19 protein-coding genes are annotated in these 21,041 nt (G+C 69.0%); 15 read left to right on the forward strand and 4 right to left on the reverse strand.

All coding sequences use genetic code 11. The features are described from left to right. The first annotated feature begins 17 nt into the window (after nt 1-17). Genes AOZ53_RS29145 through purU form a run of 3 tightly spaced genes read left to right on the forward strand, consistent with a single transcriptional unit; the run spans nt 18 to nt 2,530 of the window. The gene (locus AOZ53_RS29145) at nt 18-542 is read left to right on the forward strand and encodes a flavin reductase family protein (RefSeq protein WP_054434556.1); all 525 of its coding nucleotides are present in this window, start codon (nt 18-20) and stop codon (nt 540-542) included. Then, entirely contained in the window at nt 539-1,672 is a 1,134-nt protein-coding gene (locus AOZ53_RS29150) for an NAD(P)/FAD-dependent oxidoreductase (RefSeq protein WP_054434559.1), read from the forward strand. The genes AOZ53_RS29145 and AOZ53_RS29150 overlap by 4 nt, the downstream gene beginning before the upstream one ends. Nucleotides 1,673-1,675: 3 nt before the next feature. After that, nucleotides 1,676-2,530 (forward strand): formyltetrahydrofolate deformylase, encoded by an 855-nt coding sequence (gene purU, locus AOZ53_RS29155; protein ID WP_054434561.1) that lies wholly within the window; start codon nt 1,676-1,678, stop codon nt 2,528-2,530. Between the two features lie 27 nt (nt 2,531-2,557). On the opposite strand, the gene AOZ53_RS29160 is transcribed toward purU, so the two are convergent. Continuing rightward, nucleotides 2,558-3,463, reverse strand: coding sequence for a LysR family transcriptional regulator (locus tag AOZ53_RS29160; protein ID WP_006393082.1), 906 nt, complete (start codon nt 3,461-3,463; stop codon nt 2,558-2,560). Between the two features lie 86 nt (nt 3,464-3,549). Here AOZ53_RS29160 and AOZ53_RS29165 point away from each other — a divergent pair, with 86 nt between their 5' ends. The 6 genes from AOZ53_RS29165 (at nt 3,550) to AOZ53_RS29190 (ending at nt 9,075) form a co-directional block, all read left to right on the forward strand. Beyond that, nucleotides 3,550-4,737, forward strand: a complete 1,188-nt coding sequence (locus AOZ53_RS29165; RefSeq protein WP_054490437.1) for an iron-containing alcohol dehydrogenase family protein — start codon at nt 3,550-3,552, stop codon at nt 4,735-4,737. Nucleotides 4,738-4,811: 74 nt separating this feature from the next. Continuing rightward, entirely contained in the window at nt 4,812-5,687 is an 876-nt protein-coding gene (locus tag AOZ53_RS29170) for a TauD/TfdA dioxygenase family protein (RefSeq protein ID WP_054490439.1), read from the forward strand. Nucleotides 5,688-5,710: 23 nt separating this feature from the next. Further along, a complete protein-coding gene (locus AOZ53_RS29175; protein WP_054490441.1) occupies nt 5,711-6,691 on the forward strand; it encodes a Bug family tripartite tricarboxylate transporter substrate binding protein in 981 nt (326 codons plus the stop codon). After that, a complete protein-coding gene (locus tag AOZ53_RS29180; RefSeq protein ID WP_231690706.1) occupies nt 6,675-7,880 on the forward strand; it encodes an alpha-hydroxy acid oxidase in 1,206 nt (401 codons plus the stop codon). Before AOZ53_RS29175 ends, AOZ53_RS29180 begins: the two co-directional genes overlap by 17 nt. Then, a complete protein-coding gene (locus AOZ53_RS29185) occupies nt 7,877-8,299 on the forward strand; it encodes a nuclear transport factor 2 family protein (RefSeq protein ID WP_054490446.1) in 423 nt (140 codons plus the stop codon). The genes AOZ53_RS29180 and AOZ53_RS29185 overlap by 4 nt, the downstream gene beginning before the upstream one ends. Nucleotides 8,300-8,310: 11 nt before the next feature. Further along, on the forward strand, nt 8,311-9,075 hold the full coding sequence (locus tag AOZ53_RS29190) for a fumarylacetoacetate hydrolase family protein (protein ID WP_054490448.1): 765 nt from the start codon (nt 8,311-8,313) through the stop codon (nt 9,073-9,075). Nucleotides 9,076-9,106: 31 nt separating this feature from the next. Here AOZ53_RS29190 and AOZ53_RS29195 read toward each other — a convergent pair whose 3' ends face one another. Continuing rightward, complete coding sequence (locus AOZ53_RS29195) at nt 9,107-9,997, reverse strand: LysR family transcriptional regulator (protein WP_054490450.1); 891 nt, start codon at nt 9,995-9,997, stop codon at nt 9,107-9,109. 141 nt (nt 9,998-10,138) lie between these two features. Between AOZ53_RS29195 and AOZ53_RS29200 the strand changes: the two genes are divergently transcribed. From AOZ53_RS29200 to AOZ53_RS29215, 4 genes are all read left to right on the forward strand, one after another. Beyond that, nucleotides 10,139-11,851: an acyl-CoA dehydrogenase family protein gene (locus AOZ53_RS29200; protein WP_054490452.1), complete on the forward strand. Its 1,713-nt coding sequence runs from the start codon at nt 10,139-10,141 to the stop codon at nt 11,849-11,851. Between the two features lie 55 nt (nt 11,852-11,906). Beyond that, nucleotides 11,907-12,884: a Bug family tripartite tricarboxylate transporter substrate binding protein gene (locus AOZ53_RS29205; RefSeq protein ID WP_054434579.1), complete on the forward strand. Its 978-nt coding sequence runs from the start codon at nt 11,907-11,909 to the stop codon at nt 12,882-12,884. Nucleotides 12,885-12,897: 13 nt separating this feature from the next. Beyond that, entirely contained in the window at nt 12,898-14,019 is a 1,122-nt protein-coding gene (locus AOZ53_RS29210) for a CaiB/BaiF CoA transferase family protein (RefSeq protein ID WP_054434581.1), read from the forward strand. A 292-nt stretch (nt 14,020-14,311) separates the two neighbouring features. Continuing rightward, complete coding sequence (locus AOZ53_RS29215; RefSeq protein ID WP_006393071.1) at nt 14,312-15,715, forward strand: APC family permease; 1,404 nt, start codon at nt 14,312-14,314, stop codon at nt 15,713-15,715. Nucleotides 15,716-15,809: 94 nt separating this feature from the next. Here the strand turns inward: AOZ53_RS29215 and ggt are convergent, their stop codons facing one another. Next, complete coding sequence (gene ggt, locus AOZ53_RS29220) at nt 15,810-17,567, reverse strand: gamma-glutamyltransferase (RefSeq protein ID WP_054490454.1); 1,758 nt, start codon at nt 17,565-17,567, stop codon at nt 15,810-15,812. A 128-nt stretch (nt 17,568-17,695) separates the two neighbouring features. On the opposite strand from ggt, the gene AOZ53_RS29225 reads away from it, so the two are divergent. After that, nucleotides 17,696-18,586, forward strand: coding sequence for a LysR family transcriptional regulator (locus AOZ53_RS29225; RefSeq protein WP_054490456.1), 891 nt, complete (start codon nt 17,696-17,698; stop codon nt 18,584-18,586). A 112-nt stretch (nt 18,587-18,698) separates the two neighbouring features. On the opposite strand, the gene AOZ53_RS29230 is transcribed toward AOZ53_RS29225, so the two are convergent. Beyond that, the gene (locus AOZ53_RS29230) at nt 18,699-19,682 is read right to left on the reverse strand and encodes a tripartite tricarboxylate transporter substrate binding protein BugE (RefSeq protein WP_054434589.1); all 984 of its coding nucleotides are present in this window, start codon (nt 19,680-19,682) and stop codon (nt 18,699-18,701) included. A 245-nt stretch (nt 19,683-19,927) separates the two neighbouring features. Between AOZ53_RS29230 and AOZ53_RS29235 the strand changes: the two genes are divergently transcribed. Continuing rightward, nucleotides 19,928-20,827, forward strand: coding sequence for an AEC family transporter (locus AOZ53_RS29235; protein ID WP_156333572.1), 900 nt, complete (start codon nt 19,928-19,930; stop codon nt 20,825-20,827). The last annotated feature ends 214 nt before the right edge of the window (nt 20,828-21,041 follow it).

Raw genomic sequence — 21,041 nt, forward strand, 5'->3', positions numbered from 1 at the left:
CCCCATTTATCACTTGCATGCCAGCCTCCTCCCCTGATTTCGACGCTGCCTTCTTCCGCACCGCGCTGGGCCGTTACGCCACCGGCGTCACGGTCGTGACCACCGCCGACCTCGATGGCGCCCCCATCGGGCTCACGGTCAGTTCGTTCAACTCGGTGTCCCTGAATCCGCCGCTGGTGCTGTGGAGCCTGTCGCGCAATTCCTCGTCGCTGGCCGCCTTCGAGCAGTGCCAGCGCTATGTGGTCAACGTGCTGGGCGCCGAGCAGATCGCGCTGGCGCGGCGTTTCGCCACCGGCAAGACGCCCGACCGCTACGCCGGCCTGACCGTGCACCACGCGCCGGGCGGCACGCCGATGCTGGACGGCCATTGCGCCGCCTGGTTCGAATGCCACAACCGCAGCCGCTATGTCGAAGGAGATCACGTCATCATGGTCGGAGAAGTCGAACGTTGCGGGTATAACGGCGAGCCGCCACTGGTCTTTCATGCCGGCGGGTTCGACCTGACGCCGGCCGGCGCCCGCGCCGGAGGCAAGGTCTCGTGAGCGCCGACGTCGATTGCGTCGTCATCGGCGCCGGCGTGGTCGGCCTGGCCATCGCCCGCGCGCTGGCCCAATCCGGCCGCGAGGTGCTGGTGGCCGAGGCCACCGAGGCCATCGGCACCGGCACCAGTTCGCGCAACTCCGAAGTCATCCACGCCGGCATCTATTACCCGGCGGGCAGCCTGAAGGCCCGCCTGTGCGTGCGCGGCAAGCACCTGCTGTACGCCTATTGCGCCGAGCGCGGCATCCCGCACAAGCGGCTGGGCAAGCTGATCGTGGCCACCAGCGCGGAACAGGCCGCCCAGCTCGAAGGCATCGCGCAGCGCGCCCGCGCCAACGGCGTGGACGACCTGCAGTTCATTTCCGGCGAAGACGCCATGCGGCTGGAGCCGGCGCTGCGCTGCACGGCGGCGCTGGTGTCGCCATCCACCGGCATCGTCGACAGCCATGCGCTGATGCTGGCCTACCAGGGCGACGCCGAGAATGCCGGCGCGCAGTGCGTGTTCCATACGCCGCTGGTGTCCGGCCGGGTGCGCCCCGAAGGCGGCTTCGACCTGCAGTTTGGCGGCGATGACGCCATGAACCTCAGCTGTAACGTGCTGATCAATTCGGCCGGCCTGCAGGCGCCGGCGCTGGCGCGCCGCATCGATGGCGTGCCGGCCGCCAGCATCCCCACCGATTACCTGTGCAAGGGCAGCTATTTCACGCTGTCCGGACGCGCGCCGTTCTCGCGCCTGATCTACCCGGTGCCGCAGCACGCCGGCCTGGGCGTGCACCTGACGCTCGACATGGGCGGTCAGGCCAAGTTCGGCCCCGACACCGAATGGATCGGCACCGAGGACTACACCCTCGACCCGGCCCGCGCCGAGGTCTTCTACGCCGCCGTGCGCAGCTACTGGCCGGCCCTGCCGGACGACGCGCTGGCGCCCGGCTACACCGGCATCCGCCCCAAGATCTCCGGACCGCACGAACCCGCCGCCGACTTCGTCATCGCCGGCCCGGCCGCCCATGGCGTGCCCGGCCTGGTGAACCTGTTTGGCATAGAATCGCCCGGCCTGACCTCCAGCCTGGCGCTGGCCGAGGAAACCCTGGCGCGGCTGGCCGACGACGCTTCTTCCCATCCTTCCCACTGAATCATGCAGCACAACGACTACATCCTGACCCTGTCCTGCCCCGACCGCACCGGCATCGTCTTCCGCGTCAGCGGCCTGTTGTTCGAATTGGGTTGCAACATCCTGGATTCGCAGCAATTCGGCGATGACGAGACCGGCCGCTTCTTCCTGCGCGTGCACTTCGACCTGCCGGCGGACGCGTCCCCGGACGCGCTACGCGCCCGCCTGGACGAGATGGCGGCCGAGTACGGCATGGAACTGCAGCTGCACGACGCGCGCCGCAAGGAACGCCTGCTGATCATGGTCAGCAAGCAAGGCCACTGCCTGAACGACCTGCTGTTCCGCGTGCACAGCGGCCAGCTGCATGCCGAAGTGGCCGCCATCGTCTCGAACCACAACGACTACGCCAGCCTGGCCGCGTCCTACGGCATCCCGTTCCATCACCTGCCCGTGACGGCCGACACCAAGGCCGAACAGGAACAGCAGGTGCTGGCGCTGGTGGACCGCTACGAGATCGACCTGGTGGTGCTGGCGCGCTACATGCAGATCCTGTCGGCCGACATGTGCCGCGCGCTGAACGGCCGCGCCATCAACATCCACCACAGCTTCCTGCCCAGCTTCAAGGGCGCCCGCCCGTACCACCAGGCGCATGCGCGCGGCGTCAAGATCATCGGCGCCACCGCCCACTTCGTGACCTCGGACCTGGACGAAGGCCCGATCATCGACCAGGACATCGAGCGCGTCGACCACACCATGACGGCGCAGGACCTGACCCAGGTCGGCAGCGACATCGAGTCGCTGGTGCTGTCGCGCGCCGTGCGCAGCCACGTCGAGCACCGCATCCTGCTGAACCGCAACAAGACCGTGGTGTTCCGCTAGGACGCCACCGCTGCCGGCGGGCTGCGCTCAGCGCGTCCAGTCGGCGTCCTTGAACCAGTTGCGCAGGTGTTCCACGATCAGCCTGACCTTGTCGGGCTGGTTGCGGCGGGTCTGCACGACCGCGTGGATGTCCAGCCCCTGCGGCTCATAGCCCGGCAGCAGCACTTCCAGCACCCCGTCGGCGATGTCCTGTTCGACCATGTAGCGCGGGTGCATCGACACTCCACCGCCGCGCTTGGTCATGTTCATCAGCGCTTCGCCCAGGTTTGAATTGAACGAGCCCGCCACCCGCACCACGTGGGTGTTTGACTGGGCGTCGGTGAAACTCCACTGCCCGGTGGGCGCCTTCAGGTTGTGCACCAGGCAGTTGTGCCGCTCCAGGTCCTGCGGTTTCTCCGGCCGGCCATGGCGCGCGAGATAGTCCCGCGTCGCCACCACCACCTGCGGCACCAGCGTGATCTTGTAGGCGATCTGGTTGGAATCCTTCAGCCGCGGCGCGATGCGCACGGACAGGTCGAGGTTCTCGGCGATCAGGTCGCCGCGGCCGTCGTCGATCAGCAGCGACACCTTGATCGCGGGATAGCGCGCCAGGAAATCCTGGATCGCCGGCACCATGTGCACGGTGCCGAACGACGGCGGCGTGCCGATGCGGATGCGGCCGCTGGCGGTCAGCACCGGCCCCTGCACCAGTTCTTTCAGGTTCATCAGGCTCAGCGCCAGCGTATCGGCGTTTTCCAGCAGCAGCCGGCCGCTCTCGGTCAGGCTGACGTGCTTGGTGTTGCGGTTGAGCAGCTGCACTTCGAAGTGCGCTTCGAGCCAGGCGATCTTCTTGGTGACCGCCGAACGGCTCGACGCCAGGCTTTCCGCCGCCTTGGAGAAACTGAGGCTCTTGCCGACTTCGGCAAAGACTTCCAGGCAATCGATAACGTTCATTCCCGATCCGTGTGTTTCCAAAAAGGAAAAAACGATTTCCTTGTTTGGTGATTTTTCAGGGCAGCCGGCGTCTCTATACTGGCCGCATGAGCCAAGACCGCCCCCCTGCTGCCACCGCCCGCGCCGCCGCTTTCGACTATCACCTGTTCGGTACCCATGTCTGTTTCGGCGATGGCGTGTCGGCCTTGATATTAAAAGAACTCGACGCGCTTGGCTGTTCCCGGCCCGCGATCCTGGCGCAGGATGCGATGATGCGATCCACCGCTTTCGAGGCGCTGTCCGCCTGTTGGAGCGGGCTTGATCACCTGCGGCTCCCGGCGGTGCCACGGCACTCCAGTGTCGACGTTGTGGAAACAATGGCCGAAAAAGTACGGGCATTCGGCGCGGACAGTCTGATCGCCATCGGCGGCGGCAGCGTGGCCGACAGCGCCAAGGCCCTGGCCCTGCTGCTGGCCGAAGGCGGCCGCCTGGCGGATCACGTCACCACCTTCGAGCCGCCCGCCACGGTGCGCATCCCGCGACGCGTCCGGCCGCAGCTGCCGATCATCGGCATCCCCACCACCGCCTCGGGCGCGGAAGCCACGTCGTCGTTCGGCGTGCGCCGGGAAGACGGCCACAAGCTGATGTTCTGGAACCGGCGCGTGGCGGCCGCGACCCTGCTGATCGACCCGCGCCTGAGCGCGGACCAGCCCGTCGCGCTGCTGCGCGACAGCGCCATGAACGGCATCGCCCACGCGGTGGAGGCCCTGTATTCGCGGGGACGCTCGCCCGTGTCCGATTGCATCGCCGTGCAGGCCGTCCGGCTGTTCGACGCCGCCCTCGACAGCGACAGCCTCGGCGGCCACGAGACACGCGGCGCGATCCTGCAGGCGGCGCACCTGGCCGGCCTGGCCCTGTCGATGGCGCGCAGCTGCCTGCATCACGCCATCTGCCACGTCGTGGCGTCGCGCCAGCGGTTGTCGCACGGCGCCGTCAACAGCGCCATCCTGCCGCACGCGTTGGCCTTCAACGAAGCGGTGGCGGCGGACGCGCTGCGGCCCGCGCTCGACGTGGTCAACCAGCGGGCGCGCCGGCCCCACGCCGCGCTGTCGGCCTGGGTGCGCGACCTCCAGCAGCGTCACGCCATGCCGGCGCGGCTGTCGGCATTGGGCGTGCCCGTTGACGCACTGGAATCCCTGGCCCGCGGCGTGATGACGGAACGCGGGCTGGCGCTCAATCCCCGCCCGGTCGCCGATGCGACCGAGGTCCTGGCAATCCTGCGGGCCGCGTTCTAGGGGCTGTTCACCCTGACGCGCCGGCATCCCGGGAAGGCCGTCCAGGCCTTCCCCATCCCGAGAACGGAGACATCATGAAGATCGTTGCTGGCGGGGGCTCGTTGGGCGCCCGCATCCTGGATATCGACCTGGCCCAGCCTCTGGCCGAGGCAGACCACCGCGCCATCGAGGCGGCGCTGGGCCGCCATGGCGTGGTCAGCTTCCCGAAGCAGGCGCTGCAAGCGCCGCACCTGAAAGCGTTCGCCGAGCGCTTCGGCACGCTGGAAGTGAACGTCGCCAATATGTATTTCGAGCCCGGCCTGCCGGAAGTGATGATCCTGTCGAACATGGTGGAGAACGGCAAGCCCGTGGGCCTGAGCGACGCCGGCCAGGACTGGCACACCGACATGTCCTACAGCCGCACCATCGCCTTCAGCAACGTGCTGTACGGCATCCGCATCCCGATGCGCGACGGCAAATCGCTGGGCAACACCGAGTTCTCGAACATGCACGCCGCCTACGACGAGCTGCCGGACGCCTTGAAGACCGAGCTGGACGGCATGACCATCACCCACGACTTCAACAAGTTCTGGGAAATGATGCGGCGGGAAAAGGGCAGCACCCGCCCCCCGCTGACCGAGGAACAGAAGCGCCGCAAGCCGCCGGTCTCGCATCCGGTGTTCCTGACGCATCCGATCACGGGCCGCAAGGTGCTGTACGCCAACCCCGGCTATTCCGTGAGGATCAACGAGTTGCCGGAAGCGCGCAGCGCCGAGGTGCTGGACTTCCTGTTCAGGCACCAGCTGCAGGAGAAGTACCGCTATCGCCATCAGTGGCAGGAAGGCGATGTGCTGATGTGGGACAACATGGGGACCATCCATAACGCCGTGGCCGACTACCGGCCGGACGAGCCGCGCCTGATCAAGCGCTGCCAGGTGATGGCGGATCGGTACTTCCCCGACCAATACTGATATCAAAACAAGGAGGAGACATCATGAACACAAAAAAAAGGACCAACCTGCTCTGCGCCGCGCTGATCGGCGCGGGCGTCGCGGCGCCCGCCCTGGCCGACGACTATCCGTCGCGGCCGATCCGCATGGAAGTCGGCTACGCGGCCGGCGGACCGACCGACGTGATCGCCCGCATCCTCGCCAAGCGCATGTCCGAGAGCCTGAAGGCCTCGATCGTGGTGGAGAACAAACCGGGCGCCAGCGCGTCCATCGCCGCCAACGACGTGATGCGGTCGGAACCCGACGGCTACAAGGTGCTGGTGACCTCGCTCACCCTGAACGTGAATCCGCTGCTGTACCCCGAACGCTACAACTATGACGCGGTCAAGGACTTCACCCCCGTCGGCAATTTCGCCAAGCTGCCGATGGTGGTGGTGACGAGCTATGGCTCGCCCTACAAGACCATGCAGGAGCTGGTGGCCGCGGCCAAGGCCAGCCCGGACAAGCTCACCTTCGGCTCGTCGGGCATCGGCGGCTCGGCGCACCTGACCGCCGAGATGCTGGCCAACATGACCGGCGCGCGCATGATGCACGTGCCGTTCAAGGGCAATGGACCGGCCCTGCAGGAAATGCTGGCGGGGCGCATCTCGTTCATGTTCTATCCCAGCGTCGGCATCGCCAACTACGTCGCGCAGAAGCAGTTGCGCGTGCTGGCCATCGGCACGCGCGAACCGCAACCCGACTTCCCCGGCGTGCCGACGCTCGAAAGCCTGGGTTATCCCGGCTTCGACGCGGCCGCGACCTGGGTCGGCATGCTGGCGCCGCCCGCCACGCCCAAGGCCATCGTCGACAAGCTGAACCAGGCCGCCAACGAGGCCCTGGCCGATCCGGCGGTGAAGCAACAGCTCGCCTCGCTGGGCGCCCTGGCCGACGGCGGCACGCCGGAACAGTTCAGCCAGTTCCTGGTGCAGGACCGGACACGCTGGGCCGACGTGATCAAGAAAGGCAATGTCAAAGGCGAATGATGGCGCGGCCACGATCCAGGAGAACGCCGCGATGACCGCCCGGCTCGACGATTGCTTTTCCATCGAGCGCCTGCGCATCGCGGCGCGGGCGCGCCTGCCGCGGCCGGTGTTCGACTTCTTCGACGGCGGCGCCGAGGACGAGATCACGCTGCGCGAGAACGTCACCGCGTTCCAGCGGCTGCGCCTGGCCCCGCGGGTGCTGCGCGATGTCTCGCGCGTCGACCTGGCGGCGCCGTTCGTCGGCACGCCCGCGGCCCTGCCCTGCGCCATCGCGCCCACCGGCGCGGTCGGCTTCGGCTGGCGCGGCGGCGACGTGGCGCTGGCGCGCGCCGCCGCGCAGGCCGGCATTCCCTACACCCTGTCCACGTCCGCCACCGCGTCGATCGAGGAAATCGCCGACCGGGCGCCGGGCCGGCTCTGGTTCCAGGCCTATATCCTGCAGGACAAGGCCCGGCTTGCCGACCTGATCCGGCGCGCCGGCGCCGCCGGCTACGAGGCGCTGATGATCACGGTGGACCTTCCGGTGGGCGGCAAGCGCGAGCGCGACCTGGCGCACGGATTGGCGTTTCCCATGAAGCTCAATCCGCGCAACGTCTTCCAATTCGCGTGCAAGCCCACCTGGTCGCTCGACATGCTGCTGCGGCGGCCGCCCGCGATGCCCAGCCTGGCGGGCCTGGCGCCGGTCGCCGCGGACCGCAAGGCGATGAAGTCCGTCGCCGGCCGCAACTACGATCCGGCGTTCAAGCTGGACGACCTGGCGCGGCTGCGCGACGGCTGGCAAGGCAGGCTCATCGTCAAGGGCGTGGTCAACGCCCTGGACGTGGACGCCATCGTCGGCATCGGCGCCGACGCGCTGGTGGTCTCGAATCATGGCGGCCGGCAACTGGACAGCGGCATCGCGTCGCTGGACGCCCTGGCGGATGTGCTCGCCGCCGCGCGCGGCCGGGTGCCGGTATTGCTGGACGGCGGCGTGCGGCGCGGCAGCGACATCTTCAAGGCGCTGGCGCTGGGCGCGGCCGGCGTGCTGACCGGCCGCGCCACGCTCTACGGCGTGCTGGCGGGCGGCCATCCTGGCGCCTGCAAGGCGCTGGAGATATTGCGCGACGAACTGGCGCGCACCATGCAACTGTGCGGCGCGGACACGCTGGCCGCCATCGATGAAACCATGCTGAGGACGACATCCCCATGAGCGATACCCTGTCGCTGTGCCACAACCAGATCATGGCGTTTTTCCGCGATCTGGACGAAAACCGCTACGACGATCTGGTGCGGCGCCTCGCCCCCGACGGCGTCTGGCTGCGCCAGGGCCAGACGCTGGCGGGCCGCGACGCCGTGCTGGCGGCGCTGGCGCGCCGTTCCCCGACCCAGCGCATCCACCACCTGATCTGCAACCTCGCGGCGCACGCCTGGAACGCGGATCGCTGCGCGCTGCGCGCCTACATGCTGGTGGTGCGGCACGACAGCGGCGCCGCGCTGTCCGGCCCCGCGCCGCTGACGGGCATCGACACCATCCGCACCACCCACATCGAACTGGCGCGCAACGATGGCGAATGGCTCATCACCCGCATGGCCAACGACGATCCCGGCTTTTCCGCCCAGGCGGCCTGAAGGAACCCACCATGAAATGGATACGCTGCACCCACGACGGTCAGACGTTCTACGGCATTCTCGACGACGACCGCATCACGCCGGTGCGCGGCGACCCGTTCAACGGCCATGAAAGGCGCAATGAATCGCTGCGCCTGGCCGATGTGCGGATCGAGGTGCCGGTGATTCCCCCGACCTTCTATTGCGTCGGCCTGAACTATGTCCAGCACATCGGCGCCGAGGGCAAGAACATTCCCGCCCAGCCCGATGTCGGCTACCGCGCCAACAACGCGCTGCTGGCGCACGGGCAGGACGTGCTGATGCCCGCCGACGCCACCCGCGTGCAGTATGAGGGCGAGCTGGTGGTGGTGATCGGCAAGCGCATGAAGCACGTCCGGCCGGAAGACGTGCGCGCCGGCATCCTCGGCTACACCATCGGCAACGACGTCAGCGCGCGCGATTGGCAGGCGTCCGACCGCACTTTCTGGCGTTCCAAGAACACCGACACCTTCAAGCCGATGGGCCCCTGGATCGAGACCGACCCGGACCTGGCGCGCATGGAGACGGTGGTCAGCGTCAACGGCCGCGAGAGCACCCGCTTCGGCACCGGCGACATGCTGTTCGGTGTCGACACCTTCATCAGCACGATGAGCCGCTACCTCACCCTGCAGCCCGGCGACATCCTCTGGATGGGCACCGACGGCCATTCGCCAGACCTCAGCGACGGCGACGTGGTCGACGTGACGCTGACCGGGCTGGGCACGCTGACCAACCGCTTCACGCGACTGCCAGGCTGAGATATCCGGGCGGCGCGACCCGGATGCCCATTCAGGCCGCGGGGAACTGGCGCTCGACCAGCGCCAGCGCCTTTTCCTGCAGCGGCGAAAGGTCCTCGTCCGGCCAGATCACCTGGCTGACCGAGCGCGCCTGGTGCTCGAAGGCGATGAAACGCGTGCCCGCCAGGCCGCTGCGCGACAGGCAGGACGGCACGATCGACACGCCCAGGCCCTGCGACACCAGCGAAGCCACGCTCAGCCAGTGGCGCACTTCGTGGCGGATCACGGGCATGAAGCCCGCCCCCACGCACAGCGACAGCACGGTCTCGTAATAGCTGGGCGAGGCGGCGCGGGCGAAAAACACGAAGTCATCGGTAGCCAGCTCCGCCAGCGCCAGCGACGGCCTGCTGGCCAGCGGATGGCTTTCCGGCAGGCACACCACGAACGGTTCGGCCAGCAGGTCGCGCGCCGCCACGCCGGCCGGCACCGGGTTGGCGTGGATGAAGCCCAGGTCCTGCTCGCCGCGCCGCACCGCCTCGATCTGGTCGTGCGAATTCAGCTCGGTCAGGACATGTTCCACGTCCGGCAGTTCGGCCCGCATCGACGCCAGCAGCGCCGGCAGGCCGCGATACAGCATCGAGCCGACGAAGCCGATGCGCAGCCGGCCGCGCAGGCCGGCGTCGACCCGCTGCACCAGCGTGCGCACGTCCTCGGCCTGGCGCAGCAGCGTCAGGGCCTCGCGGTACAGCACCTGGCCGGCGGCGGTCAGTTCGACGTGGCGGCTGGTGCGCGCCAGCAGGCGCGCGCCGACGTTGTCCTCGAGCTGGCGGATGGCGTAGCTCAAGGGCGGCTGGGAAATGTGCAGGCGCGCGGCGGCGCGGCTGAAATGGCGCTCTTCGGCCACGGCGATGAAATAGCGCAACAAGCGCGGATCCAGGTCCATCGGTCTCCTCCCGGGGCGCGCCTGCCGGCGGCGCCCGAGATCCATATTTTTATTGGATAGGTCTACACCAAAACGGTATTTGTATAGATTAATCCATCATCGCACCATGCCGGAAACTCCTCTTTTGCGCAGGATGCCGCCATGGATACCCCCGCCCAGCCCCCCGTCGCCCCCACCCGCGCCACCGCCACGCCCGTCCCGGACGCGCGCGGCCTGAACCTGTTCCGCGCCGATCCGTACGCCGCGCCGCTGGCCCGGCGCTACCTGCCGGCCGCGCTGCACGCGCACCTGCTGCCGCACCTGGACCGCCTGGGCGGACTGGCGGGCGGCCTGATGGACGAACTGGCGGCCACCGCCGACAAGCATCCGCCCACCCTGTCGGTGCGCAGCCGCGCCGGCGCCGACGAGTCGCGCCTCGACAAGCATCCGGCCTATGTCGAGCTGGAGCGCCTGGCCTACAGCGAATTCGGCCTGGCGGCGCTATCGCATCGCGGCGGCGTGCTGGGCTGGCCCGAGCCGATGCCGGCCGCCGCCAAGTACGCGCTCAGCCACCTGTTCGTGCAGGCCGAGTTCGGCCTGTGCTGCCCGGTCAGCATGACCGATTCGCTGGCGCGCACGCTGCGCAAGTTCGGCGACCCGGCGCTGGTCGAACGGGTGCTGCCGCAGGTCACCAGCCAGGACTTCGACGCGCTGCGCCAGGGCGCCATGTTCATGACCGAGCAGGGCGCCGGCTCGGACGTCAGCGCCACCGAGGTCACGGCCCAACGCCAGGCAGACGGCAGCTGGCGCATCCACGGCGACAAATGGTTCTGCTCCAACCCCGATGCCGGCTTCGCCATGGTGCTGGCGCGCAGCGAAAGCGAGCCCGGCCTGAAGGGCGTGTCGCTGTTCCTGCTGCCGCGCGACCTGGCCGACGGCACGCACAACCACTACCGCATCCTGCGGCTCAAGGACAAGCTCGGCACCCGCTCCATGGCCAGCGGCGAGATCCGGCTGGAAGGCGCGGTCGCGTGGCTGGTGGGCGAGCGCGGCAAGGGCTTCAAGCACATGGCCGACATGATCAACAACTCGCGCCTGTCCAACGGCATGCGCGCGGCCGGCCTGATGCGCCGCGCCGTCACCGAGGCCACCTACGTCTCGCAGCACCGCCGCGCGTTCGGCAAGCGCCTGATCGACATGCCGCTGATGCAGCGCCAGCTGGTGAAGATGACGGTGTGGGCCGAACAGGCCCGCAGCGTCATGTTCCAGACCGCCCGCGCCCTGGCGGACGCCGATCAGGGCCAGGGCGACCCGGCGCTGGCGCGCATCCTGACGCCGCTGATCAAGTTCCGCGCCTGCCGCGATGCGCGCAAGGTCACCGGCGACGCCATGGAAGTGCGCGGCGGCTGCGGCTACATCGAGGAATGGACCGAGCCGCGCCTGGTGCGCGACGCGCACCTGGGCTCGATCTGGGAAGGCACCAGCAACATCGTGGCGCTGGACGTGCTGCGCGCCATCAAGAAGGAAGGCTCGCTGCCCGCGCTGCGCCGCCATATCGACCAGTTGCTGGCCGACGGCCTGCCCTGCCCGCCCGCGCTCGCCGCCACCCAGGCCGATGCGCTGCAACGGACCTATGCGCTGGCCGAACACGCCGCGCAGGGCGACCACGCCGAACTGGCGCGCCAGGCCGCCTCGCTGCTGTACCACGCGGTGTCGATGGCGGCGCTGCGCTGGGAGGCGGCCGGCGACGGCCTGGCCAGCCGCGCGCTGCTGGCCGACCAGGTGCTGCAGCACCGCCTGGCGCCGCGCGATCCCTATGCCATTCCCGCCGACGAAAGCGCCGCCTGCCGCGGCATCCTGCGACACGCGCTGTAGCCTGGCGCCCCCCGACGCCGGCGGCACAGCCGGCGCGCCCCCACTGGAGACAACCATGAAACGCCTGTTCACCCCCTTGCTGCTGGCGGTCGCCGCCATCGCCGCCGTCCCTCCCGCGCTGGCGGCCGACGCCTATCCGTCGCGTCCGGTCACGCTGGTGGTGCCGTTCCCGCCCGGCGGCCCGACCGACGCGCTGGCGCGCCGCCTGGCCGAAAAGCTCAAGCAGCCCCTGGGCCAGACCGTCATCGTCGAGAACCGCGCCGGCGCCGGCGGCAACATCGGCTCCGAATACGTGGCCGCCGCCAAGCCGGACGGCTACACCATCCTGTTCGGCACCTCGGGACCGCTGGCCATCAACGTCAGCCTGTACAAGAACCAGGGCTACAACCCCGAGACCAGCTTCGCGCCCATCATCCGCATCGGCCACCTGCCCAACATCCTGGTGGTGAACCCGTCGGTGCCGGCCAACAACGCGCAGGAACTGATCGCCTACGCCAAGAAGAACCCGGACAAGCTCAGCTACGCCTCGTCCGGCAACGGCGCGTCCTCGCACCTGGCCGGCATCCTGTTCAACCAGATGGCCGGCACCCGCATCATGCACATCCCGTACAAAGGCACCGGGCCGGCGCTCAACGACCTGCTGGGCGGCCAGGTATCCATGTCGTTCACCGACATCCTGACGGCGCTGCCGTACATCAAGGCCGGCAAGCTGCGCGCCATCGGCCTGGCCAGCGCGCAGCGCTCGGACGCGCTGCCGGACCTGCCGACGCTGTCCGAACAGGGGCTGTCGGGCTATGACGTCAGCGTGTTCTTCGGCATCGTCGCGCCCAAGGCCACCCCGCCCGAGACCGTGGCCAAACTGAACCAGGCGTTCCAGACCGCGCTGTCGGACCCCGCGATCGAACAGACCCTGCGCAGCCAGGGCATCGTGCGCGCCCAGGACCAGACGCCGCAGGGACTGTCCAGCTTCATCACGGCCGAAGTGCCCAAGTGGCGCACGCTCATCAAGAGCGCCAACGTTTCCATCGACTGACCGCAGAGGCTTCATGGCTCCCAAGCTCCCCGACGCCGGCGCCCTCGCCGGCTGCAAAGTGATCGACCTGTCGCGCGTGCTGGGCGGTCCGTACTGCACCCAGATCCTGGCCGACCACGGCGCCGACGTGCTCAAGATCGAGCCGCCCGGCGGCGACGAGACCCGCGGCTGGGGCCCGCCGTTCCTGGGCGAGACGGCGTCGTACTTCGTCGGCGTCAACCGCAACAAGCGCGGCATGACGCTGGACCTGTCGCAGGCGGCGGGGCAGGAACTGCTGCGCCACCTGCTGGCCGACGCCGACGTGCTGGTCGAGAACTTCAAGCCGGGCACGCTGGAGAAGTGGGGCCTGGGCTACGACACCTTGCGCGAACGCTTCCCGGCGTTGATCCACTGCCGCGTCAGCGGCTTCGGCGCCGACGGCCCGCTGGGCGGCCTGCCCGGCTACGACGCCTGCGCCCAGGCCATGTGCGGGCTGATGAGCGTGAACGGCGAGGCCGACGGCGACGCCACCCGCGTCGGCCTGCCGGTGGTGGACATGGTGACCGGCCTGAACGCGGCGGTGGCGATCCTGCTGGCGCTGAACGAACGCGTGCGCAGCGGCCTGGGCCAGTTCCTCGACATCACGCTGTACGACTGCGCGTTGTCGCTGCTGCATCCGCACGCGCCCAACTATTTCTACAGCGGCAAGACGCCGGGCCGCAGCGGCAACGCGCATCCGAACATCGCACCCTACGAGACGCTGCCCACCGCCAGCGGCCCGATCTTCCTGGCGGTCGGCAACAACCGCCAGTTCGCGCAGCTGGCGCAGGTGCTGGAGGCGCCGGCGCTGGCCGCCGACCCGCGCTACGCCGCCAACGCCGATCGCCTGGCGCATCGCCAGGCCCTGCGCGACGAGCTGTCCGCCCTGCTCGCGCATCACGACGCGGCGGCGCTGGCTGACCGCCTGCTGCGCGCCGGCGTGCCGGCCGCGGCCGTGCAGACCGTGGACCAGGCGCTGGCCCATCCCCACACGAAGCACCGCGGCATGGTGCTGGAACAGGGCGACTACCGCGGCGTCGGCTCGCCGATCAAGCTGTCGCGCACGCCCGCCACGCTGCGGCGGTTGCCGCCCGACCTGGCGCCGACCGAACCCTGACGCGCGCGCCGCGCGACCGCGATCCACGCCCGCCTCGAAGCGGGCGTTTTTCTTCGCGGCGCCGCGCACGCCTGGCGATTCGATCCACGACGATCGCGCTGCGCATTTATCGTGCCCAGCCACACGCGCTTGCATGGTTTTCATGCGCAGACAATTCGTTGCATCACTGTTGCATCGCGGCGCGCAACGCCGCTTTAGACTTTTCCCCGTCACCTCGGACCTGCCGCCAGGCCGGTCCCGGCGTTGCCCAGACGCGACTCCCCCAAATCGAAAGAGAACAAGGAGAAAGACGATGGCCACGAATGATGCCCCGGACGCCGCGCAGCAAAGCGCCCCGCTCAAGCGGGTGATGGGACCCAAGCTGTTATTGCTGTTCATCGTCGGTGACATCCTGGGCACCGGCGTCTACGCCCTGACCGGACAGGTCGCCAAGGAAGTCGGCGGCGCGGCCTGGCTGCCGTTCCTGGTGGCCTTCGGCGTGGCGCTGCTGACCGCGCTGTCCTACCTGGAACTGGTCACCAAGTATCCGAAAGCGGCGGGCGCCGCGCTCTATGTGCACAAGGCGTTCGGCGTGCATTTCCTGACCTTCATCGTCTGCTTCACCGTGATGTGCTCGGGCCTGACCTCGGCGGCGACCGCGTCACAGGCCTTCGCGGCCAACCTGTTCGCGGCCTTCGGCATCGAGGCCGACAAGGCCTGGATCACCACGGGCGCGCTGGGCTTCATGGCGCTGGTGATGCTGGTGAACCTGCGCGGCGCGTCCGAGAGCGTGCGCGCCAACGTGGTGCTGACCCTGATCGAACTGTCGGGCCTGCTGATGGTGATCCTGCTGGGCTTCTACGCCATGTCGGAGGGCCAGGCCGATTTCTCGCGCGTCATCGCCTTCGACACGCCGGAAGACAAGAGCGTGTTCCTGGCCGTCACCTCGGCCACGGCGCTGGCATTCTTCGCCATGGTCGGCTTCGAGGACTCGGTCAACATGGCCGAGGAGACCCACAACCCCAGCCGCATTTTCCCCAAGGTGATGCTGACCGGCCTGGGGCTGACTGCGGTGATCTACGTGCTGGTGTCGATCTGCGCGGTGGCGCTGGTGCCGGTGGGCGAACTGGCCAGCAGCAGCACGCCGCTGGTGCTGGTGGTCAAGCGCGCCGCGCCCGGCCTGCCGGTGGAATACATCATGCCGGTGATCTCGATGTTCGCCGTGGCCAACTCGGCGCTCATCAACATGATGATGGCCAGCCGCCTGCTGTACGGCATGTCGCGCCAGGGCGTGCTGCCGGCCTTCCTGGCGCACGTGCATCGCCGCAACCAGACGCCGTGGACCGCCATCCTGTTCACCACCGCGCTGGCGTTCGGCCTGATCATCCTGGTGGCGCTGGCCGATTCCGAAGCCATCCGCGCGCTGGGCGGCACCACCGCCCTGCTGCTGCTGGGCGTGTTCGCCTTCGTCAACGTGGCGGTGCTGGTGCTGCGCCGCGACCAGGTCAAGCACGAGCATTTCCGCATCAACCGCATCGTGCCGTGGCTGGGCGCGGCCGCCTGCCTGTTCCTGGTGACGCCGCTGACCGGCCGCGATGTGATCCAGTACCAGGTGGCAGGCTGGCTGCTATTGCTCGGCGTGGTGATGTGGGGCGTGACCTACCTGGCGCGCAGCCGCGAGGACAAGATGCGGCTGGATCCGTCGGCGCTGGAATGAACCGTTGCGCCAGGCCCCGCCCATCGCGGGGCCTGCTTGCCCGGCGTGTTTGCCCGACGTGTGGCGCGCCGGGCGACATACTGCGAATGCCGCCTCAGCCGCCCGCCGCCAACCCTTCGCGGCGCGGGTCGACCCCGCCCTGCAGGCCGTCCGCATCGATCACGATGCCATGGATGCCGCTGGGGAATTCGGTGATCTTCACCGGATGCCCCATGCGCTCGAGCGCCGGCGCCAGCGCTTCCAGCGCGGTGCCCTTCTCCAGCTCGGTCTCCTTGTTGCGGCTGCCCAGGTTCGGCAGGGCCGCCGCGGCCTGGATGTCCAGCTTCCAGTCCAGCACCGCCACGATGGTCTTGGCGACGTAGTTGATGATGGCGCTGCCGCCCGGCGAGCCCACCAGCAGGTAGGGCTTGCCGTCGCGCAACACGATCATCGGCGCCATCGCGCTGCGCGGGCGCTTGCCGGGTTCGACGCGGTTGGCCACCAGCCGCCCTTCGGGATCCTTGAACGACGACGAGAAATCCGTCATCTCGTTGTTCAGCAGAAAGCCGCGCACGAAGATCTTGCTGCCGAATTCGTTTTCGATGGTGGTGGTCATCGACAGCGCATTGCCGTCGGCGTCCGCCGCCACCAGGTGGCTGGTGGAAGGCTGCTCCAGGGCGTTGTCACGCCCCCGCGACAGCAGCTTGCCTTCGGGGTCGCCGGGCAACGCCACCTTCATGCTGCGATCGGACCGGATCAGCGCCCCGCGGGCGCGCAGGTACGCGGGGTCCAGCATCGCGCGCACCGGCACGCGGACGAAATCCGGGTCGGCCACGTAGAAGTCGCGATCGGCGAAGGCCAGCCGGCCGGCCTCGGCGAAGTAGTGCACCGCCTCGACGCTGCCGGGCGCGAAATCGCCGATCGGATATTGCTCCAGCTCGCCCAGCATCTGCAGCACCGCGATCGGGCCGCTGCTGGGCGGGCCCATGCCGCACAGCTGATAGCCGCGATAGGCGCCGCAGACCGGGTCGCGCTGGCGCGGCTGGTAGCCGGCCAGATCGGCCAGCGTCAGGTCGCCGGGCTTGGGGTGCGCGTGCACCGCCGCCACGATGTCGCGGGCGATATCGCCCTGGTAGAAGGCGTCCGCGCCGCCCTGCGCCACCGCCCGCAGCGTGGCCGCGAAGGCGGGATTCCTCAGCACTTGGCCGACCGGCCAGGCGCTGCCGTCGGGCGCATAGAAATAGGCCGCGGCGGCCGGCTGGCGCGGCAATTCCTTGTTGCCCGCCAGCAGTTTGTGCAGGCGCGGCGAGACCGCGAAGCCCTGCTCGGCCAGCCGGATGGCGGGCTGGAACAGGTCGGCCCACGGCAGCTTGCCCTGGCGCTTGTGCGCCATATCCAGGCCGCGCAGCAGGCCCGGCACGCCCACGGCCATGCCGTTGTTGACTGCCTGCGTGAACGGCAGCGGCTTGCCGTCGGCATCCAGGAAGCGGTCGGGGCGCGCCGCCGCGGGCGCGGTCTCGCGGCTGTCGTAGGTGACGATGCCGCGGTCCCTGGCCGAGTACACCACCATGAAGGCGCCGCCGCCGATGCCGGACGATTGCGGCTCGACCAGGTTCAGCACCAGCTGCGTGGCGATGGCCGCGTCCACCACGCTGCCGCCGCGCTTGAGCATCTCGTCGCCGGCCGCGGTCGCCAGCGGGTTGGCCGACACCATCATGTAATGCGGCGCGCGCGCCAGCGTGCGCGCCTGGCTGCCGCTGGCGGCTTCCGGATTCAGGTCCTCGGCCGCGGTCGGCGTACGCGCCCAGGCCGAGGGCGCCGCGGCCAGGGCGGCGGCGAACAGGAGGGCGGCGGTGGAACGGCGCACGCGCATGGGACGGACTCCAGGATGACGCCGGACGGCCGGCATGGACGTCCATGATAGACAAGACCCGCGGCGCTGTCGCAGCGCCCCCGCCGCGCCGTAGAATGCGGGATTGCGCCGATATCCCCCTTTGCTCCATGCGCCTGCGCCACATCGAGATCTTCGAAGCGATCCGCCGCACCGGCTCCCTGACACAGGCCGCGGCGGCGCTGCACATCACCCAGCCCGCCGCCAGCAAGCTGCTGGCGAGCGCCGAGGCGCAGTTGGGCTTCAAGCTGTTCGAGCGCGTCAAGGGCCGCCTGGTGGCCACGCGCGAGGCCGACATCCTGACGCCCGAAGTGGCGCGCCTGAACCAGGACCTGGACAGCGTGCGCCGGCTGGCCGCCAGCCTGCGCGACCGTCCCCACGCGCACCTGCGGCTGGGCTGCGCCCCGGCGCTGGGGCTGGGCCTGCTGCCAGGCGTGGTGCGCGACAGCCGCGCCGCGCGGCCGGGCCTGACCTTCGACATCCACACCCACCACAGTACCGAACTGGTGCGCGGCATGCTGACGCGCGAGCTGGACCTGGCCGTGACCTTCGACACCCGCGACACGCCGGGCCTGGCGCGCATCGAGCTGGGCCACACCGAACTGGTGCACGTGGGCCGGGGCCCCGGCGACGGCCCGCTGGCGCTGGCCGACATCGCCGGCGATGCGCTGATCCTGCTGGACGCCAGCGACGCCTCCGGCGCGCTGCTGCAGATGGCGCTGGATGCGCAGGGCCTGGATCCCCACGCCGCCGTGCGGGTGCAGACCCATTACGTGGCCTGCGCGCTGGCCCAGGCCGGCGCCGGCGACGCCATCGTCGACGCCATCACGGCCCAGGCCATGCTGCGCCCCGACATGCGCCTGCGGCGGCTGTCGCCGGCCTTGCGCGTGCCGATCAGCGTGCTGGCGCGCAGCCAGGATCCGCTGTCGGCGCTGCACCACGACCTGATCGACCGGCTGCGCGCGGCCTGCGACGCCAGCCAGACGGCGCTGGGCGGGTAGCGGGCGCTGCTCACACAGGTGGCGCCGCCAGGATGCGGCGGCCATGAAAAAGGGCGCCCGAGGGCGCCCTTCACGTGGCAGGCGGCGGGCCTGGGCCCGCGCCATCAGGCCATCAATCCAGCTTGATGTTCTGCTTCTTCACGACGTCCTTCGCCCAGTCGTACTGTTCCTTGATTTCCTTGGCGAACTCTTCCGGCGTGTTGCCCGACGGGGCCGAGCCCTGGTCGTCCAGCGCCTTGATGACCTTGGGGTCCTTCAGGGCAACGACGGCGGCGTCGCGCAGCTTGTTGACGACGTCCATCGGGGTGCCCTTGGGCGCCAGCAGGCCGTACCAGACGGGCTGGTTCAGCACCGGGAAGCCGGCTTCCTTGAAGTTGGGCACGCCCTTGAGCGAGGCGATGTTGTCGGGCCAGGCGATGGCCATGGCGTTCAGCTTGCCCGCCTGGATCTGCGGCATCGAGGACGGCAGGTTGTCGAAGATGATTTCGATCTGGCCGCCGACGGCGTCGGCCACGGCCGGGCCCGAACCCTTGTAGGGCACGTGCACGATGTCGGTGCCGGTGGCCATCTTGAACGACTCGCCCATCAGGTGCAGCACGCCGCACGTGCCCGAGCTGCCGTACGAGTACTTGCCGGGGTTCTTCTTGAGTTCCTCGACGAAGCCCTTGAAGTCCTTGGCCGGGAACTTCGGGTTCACCGCGACCACGTTGGCGGTGTTGGCGAAGTTGGTGACGGCCTGGAAGTCCTTGATCGGATCGTAGGGCAGGTCGTTGGGGCGGCACGCCGGGTTGACGGCCATCGTCGAGACGGTGGCGATCGACAGCGTGTAGCCGTCCGGCGCGGCGCGCGCGGCTTCGGCCGCGCCGATGGCGCCACCGGCGCCGCCCTTGTTTTCCACGACCATCGGCTGGCCCAGTTCCTGGCTCATGCGCTGCGTCACGAGGCGCGCGATGATGTCGGTGGAGCCGCCGGGCGCGAACGGGACGATGACGCGGATCGGCTTGTTGGGATACTTGTCGGCGGCGTGAGCGGCCGAGGCGCCGATCGTGCCGGCGGCCAACGCGACAGCGATAGCCAGGGAGCGAACTTTATTCATGTGTGTGTTTCCTCCAAGTGTGCGAGCCCGTATGTGAACGGACCGTTTTGTGACGTACCCGTCTGTAGACGAGTCAGCAGTTAACGGTGGGGGCGCATCGCTTAGTATGCAGGGCAGAAAGCCGTGCTGTTTTGAGTTGCTTGTGGCACACGCGCCCGCCAGAATGACGGAGAATAGCAGCAAATGCTTACGATCGCATAGCGAGCCGATCCCCGGCCGGCGCGCTCGAAAAACACTTCATCGACATGTCGGTCGCACTGCTGGTTTTCCCTGATTTCATGCTGGTCGCGCTGGGTTGGGCGCTGCGCCACAAATTGAATTTCTCGCGCGAGTTCTTCGCCGGCGCCGAGCGCCTGGTGTACTTCGTGCTGTTCCCCGCCCTGCTGTTCCAGTCCATCCTGCGCACGCCGATCAGCGCGGGCAATGCCGCAATACTGTTGCAGGCGACGGCGGCGGTGATCGTCGCCGGCGTGGCGCTGTCGTGGCTGGCCGGGCTCGTGCTCAAGCCTTCCTCGCTGGGACTGGCGTCATCGGCGCAATGCGGCTTCCGCTTCAACACGTATATCGGACTGGCCCTATCGGCCAGCCTGGGCGGCGCGCAAGGCCAGACCGTGATGGCGCTGATCATCGGGTTCGCGGTGCCGATGGCCAACGTGGCCGCGGTGTACGGGCTGGCGCGCCACAACGGCGGCAGCCTGCTGCGCGAGCTGGCGCGCAATCCGCTGGTGGTGTCGACGCTGGCGGGGCTGGCGTGCAATCTCGCGGGGCTGCAGCTGCCGGGGCCGGTGGACACGGTGCTGGCGCGGCTGGGCGCGGCGGCGATCGCGTTGGGGATTCTGTGCGTGGGGGCCAGCCTGTCGTGGGAAGGCGGCAAGGGCTATGGCGGCTTGATCGCGTGGATGCTGGCGGTGAAGCTGGTGGCGTTGCCGCTGGTGGCGCTGGGGGTGGCGCGGCTGCTGGGGCTGGCGCCGCTGGAAGCGCGGATGTTGCTGCTGTTTGCGGCGTTGCCGACGGCGTCGGCGGCTTATGTGCTGGCGATGCGGATGGGGGGAGATGGGAGGATGGTGGCTGTGCTCATTTCTCTGGGGACGTTGTTTTCTGCTTTGACGATTCCTGCTTGGGTGTTGTTGGTGGGGAGCGCTTAGGGGCTTCTTTGGTTGCGCGGCTCGGGGGTTTTTGCGGCGGTTGCTTTCTTCGTAGGTCGCCCCTCGCGGCGGCGTTGGGCCGTGTGAGCGCCCACGATTGCGGTCCGGAGCGTTCGCTCCGGACTGCCCCGTTGTCATCCTTGTATGGTGTAGATGCGCCTTCCGCAGTGGGAGGGTGCTGGGGTAGGGACGTCGTCATCCATCAGCCGGTAGC

This window comes from Achromobacter sp. 2789STDY5608621 (genome assembly GCF_001299375.1).
Taxonomy (GTDB): Bacteria; Pseudomonadota; Gammaproteobacteria; order Burkholderiales; family Burkholderiaceae_B; genus Achromobacter; species Achromobacter insuavis.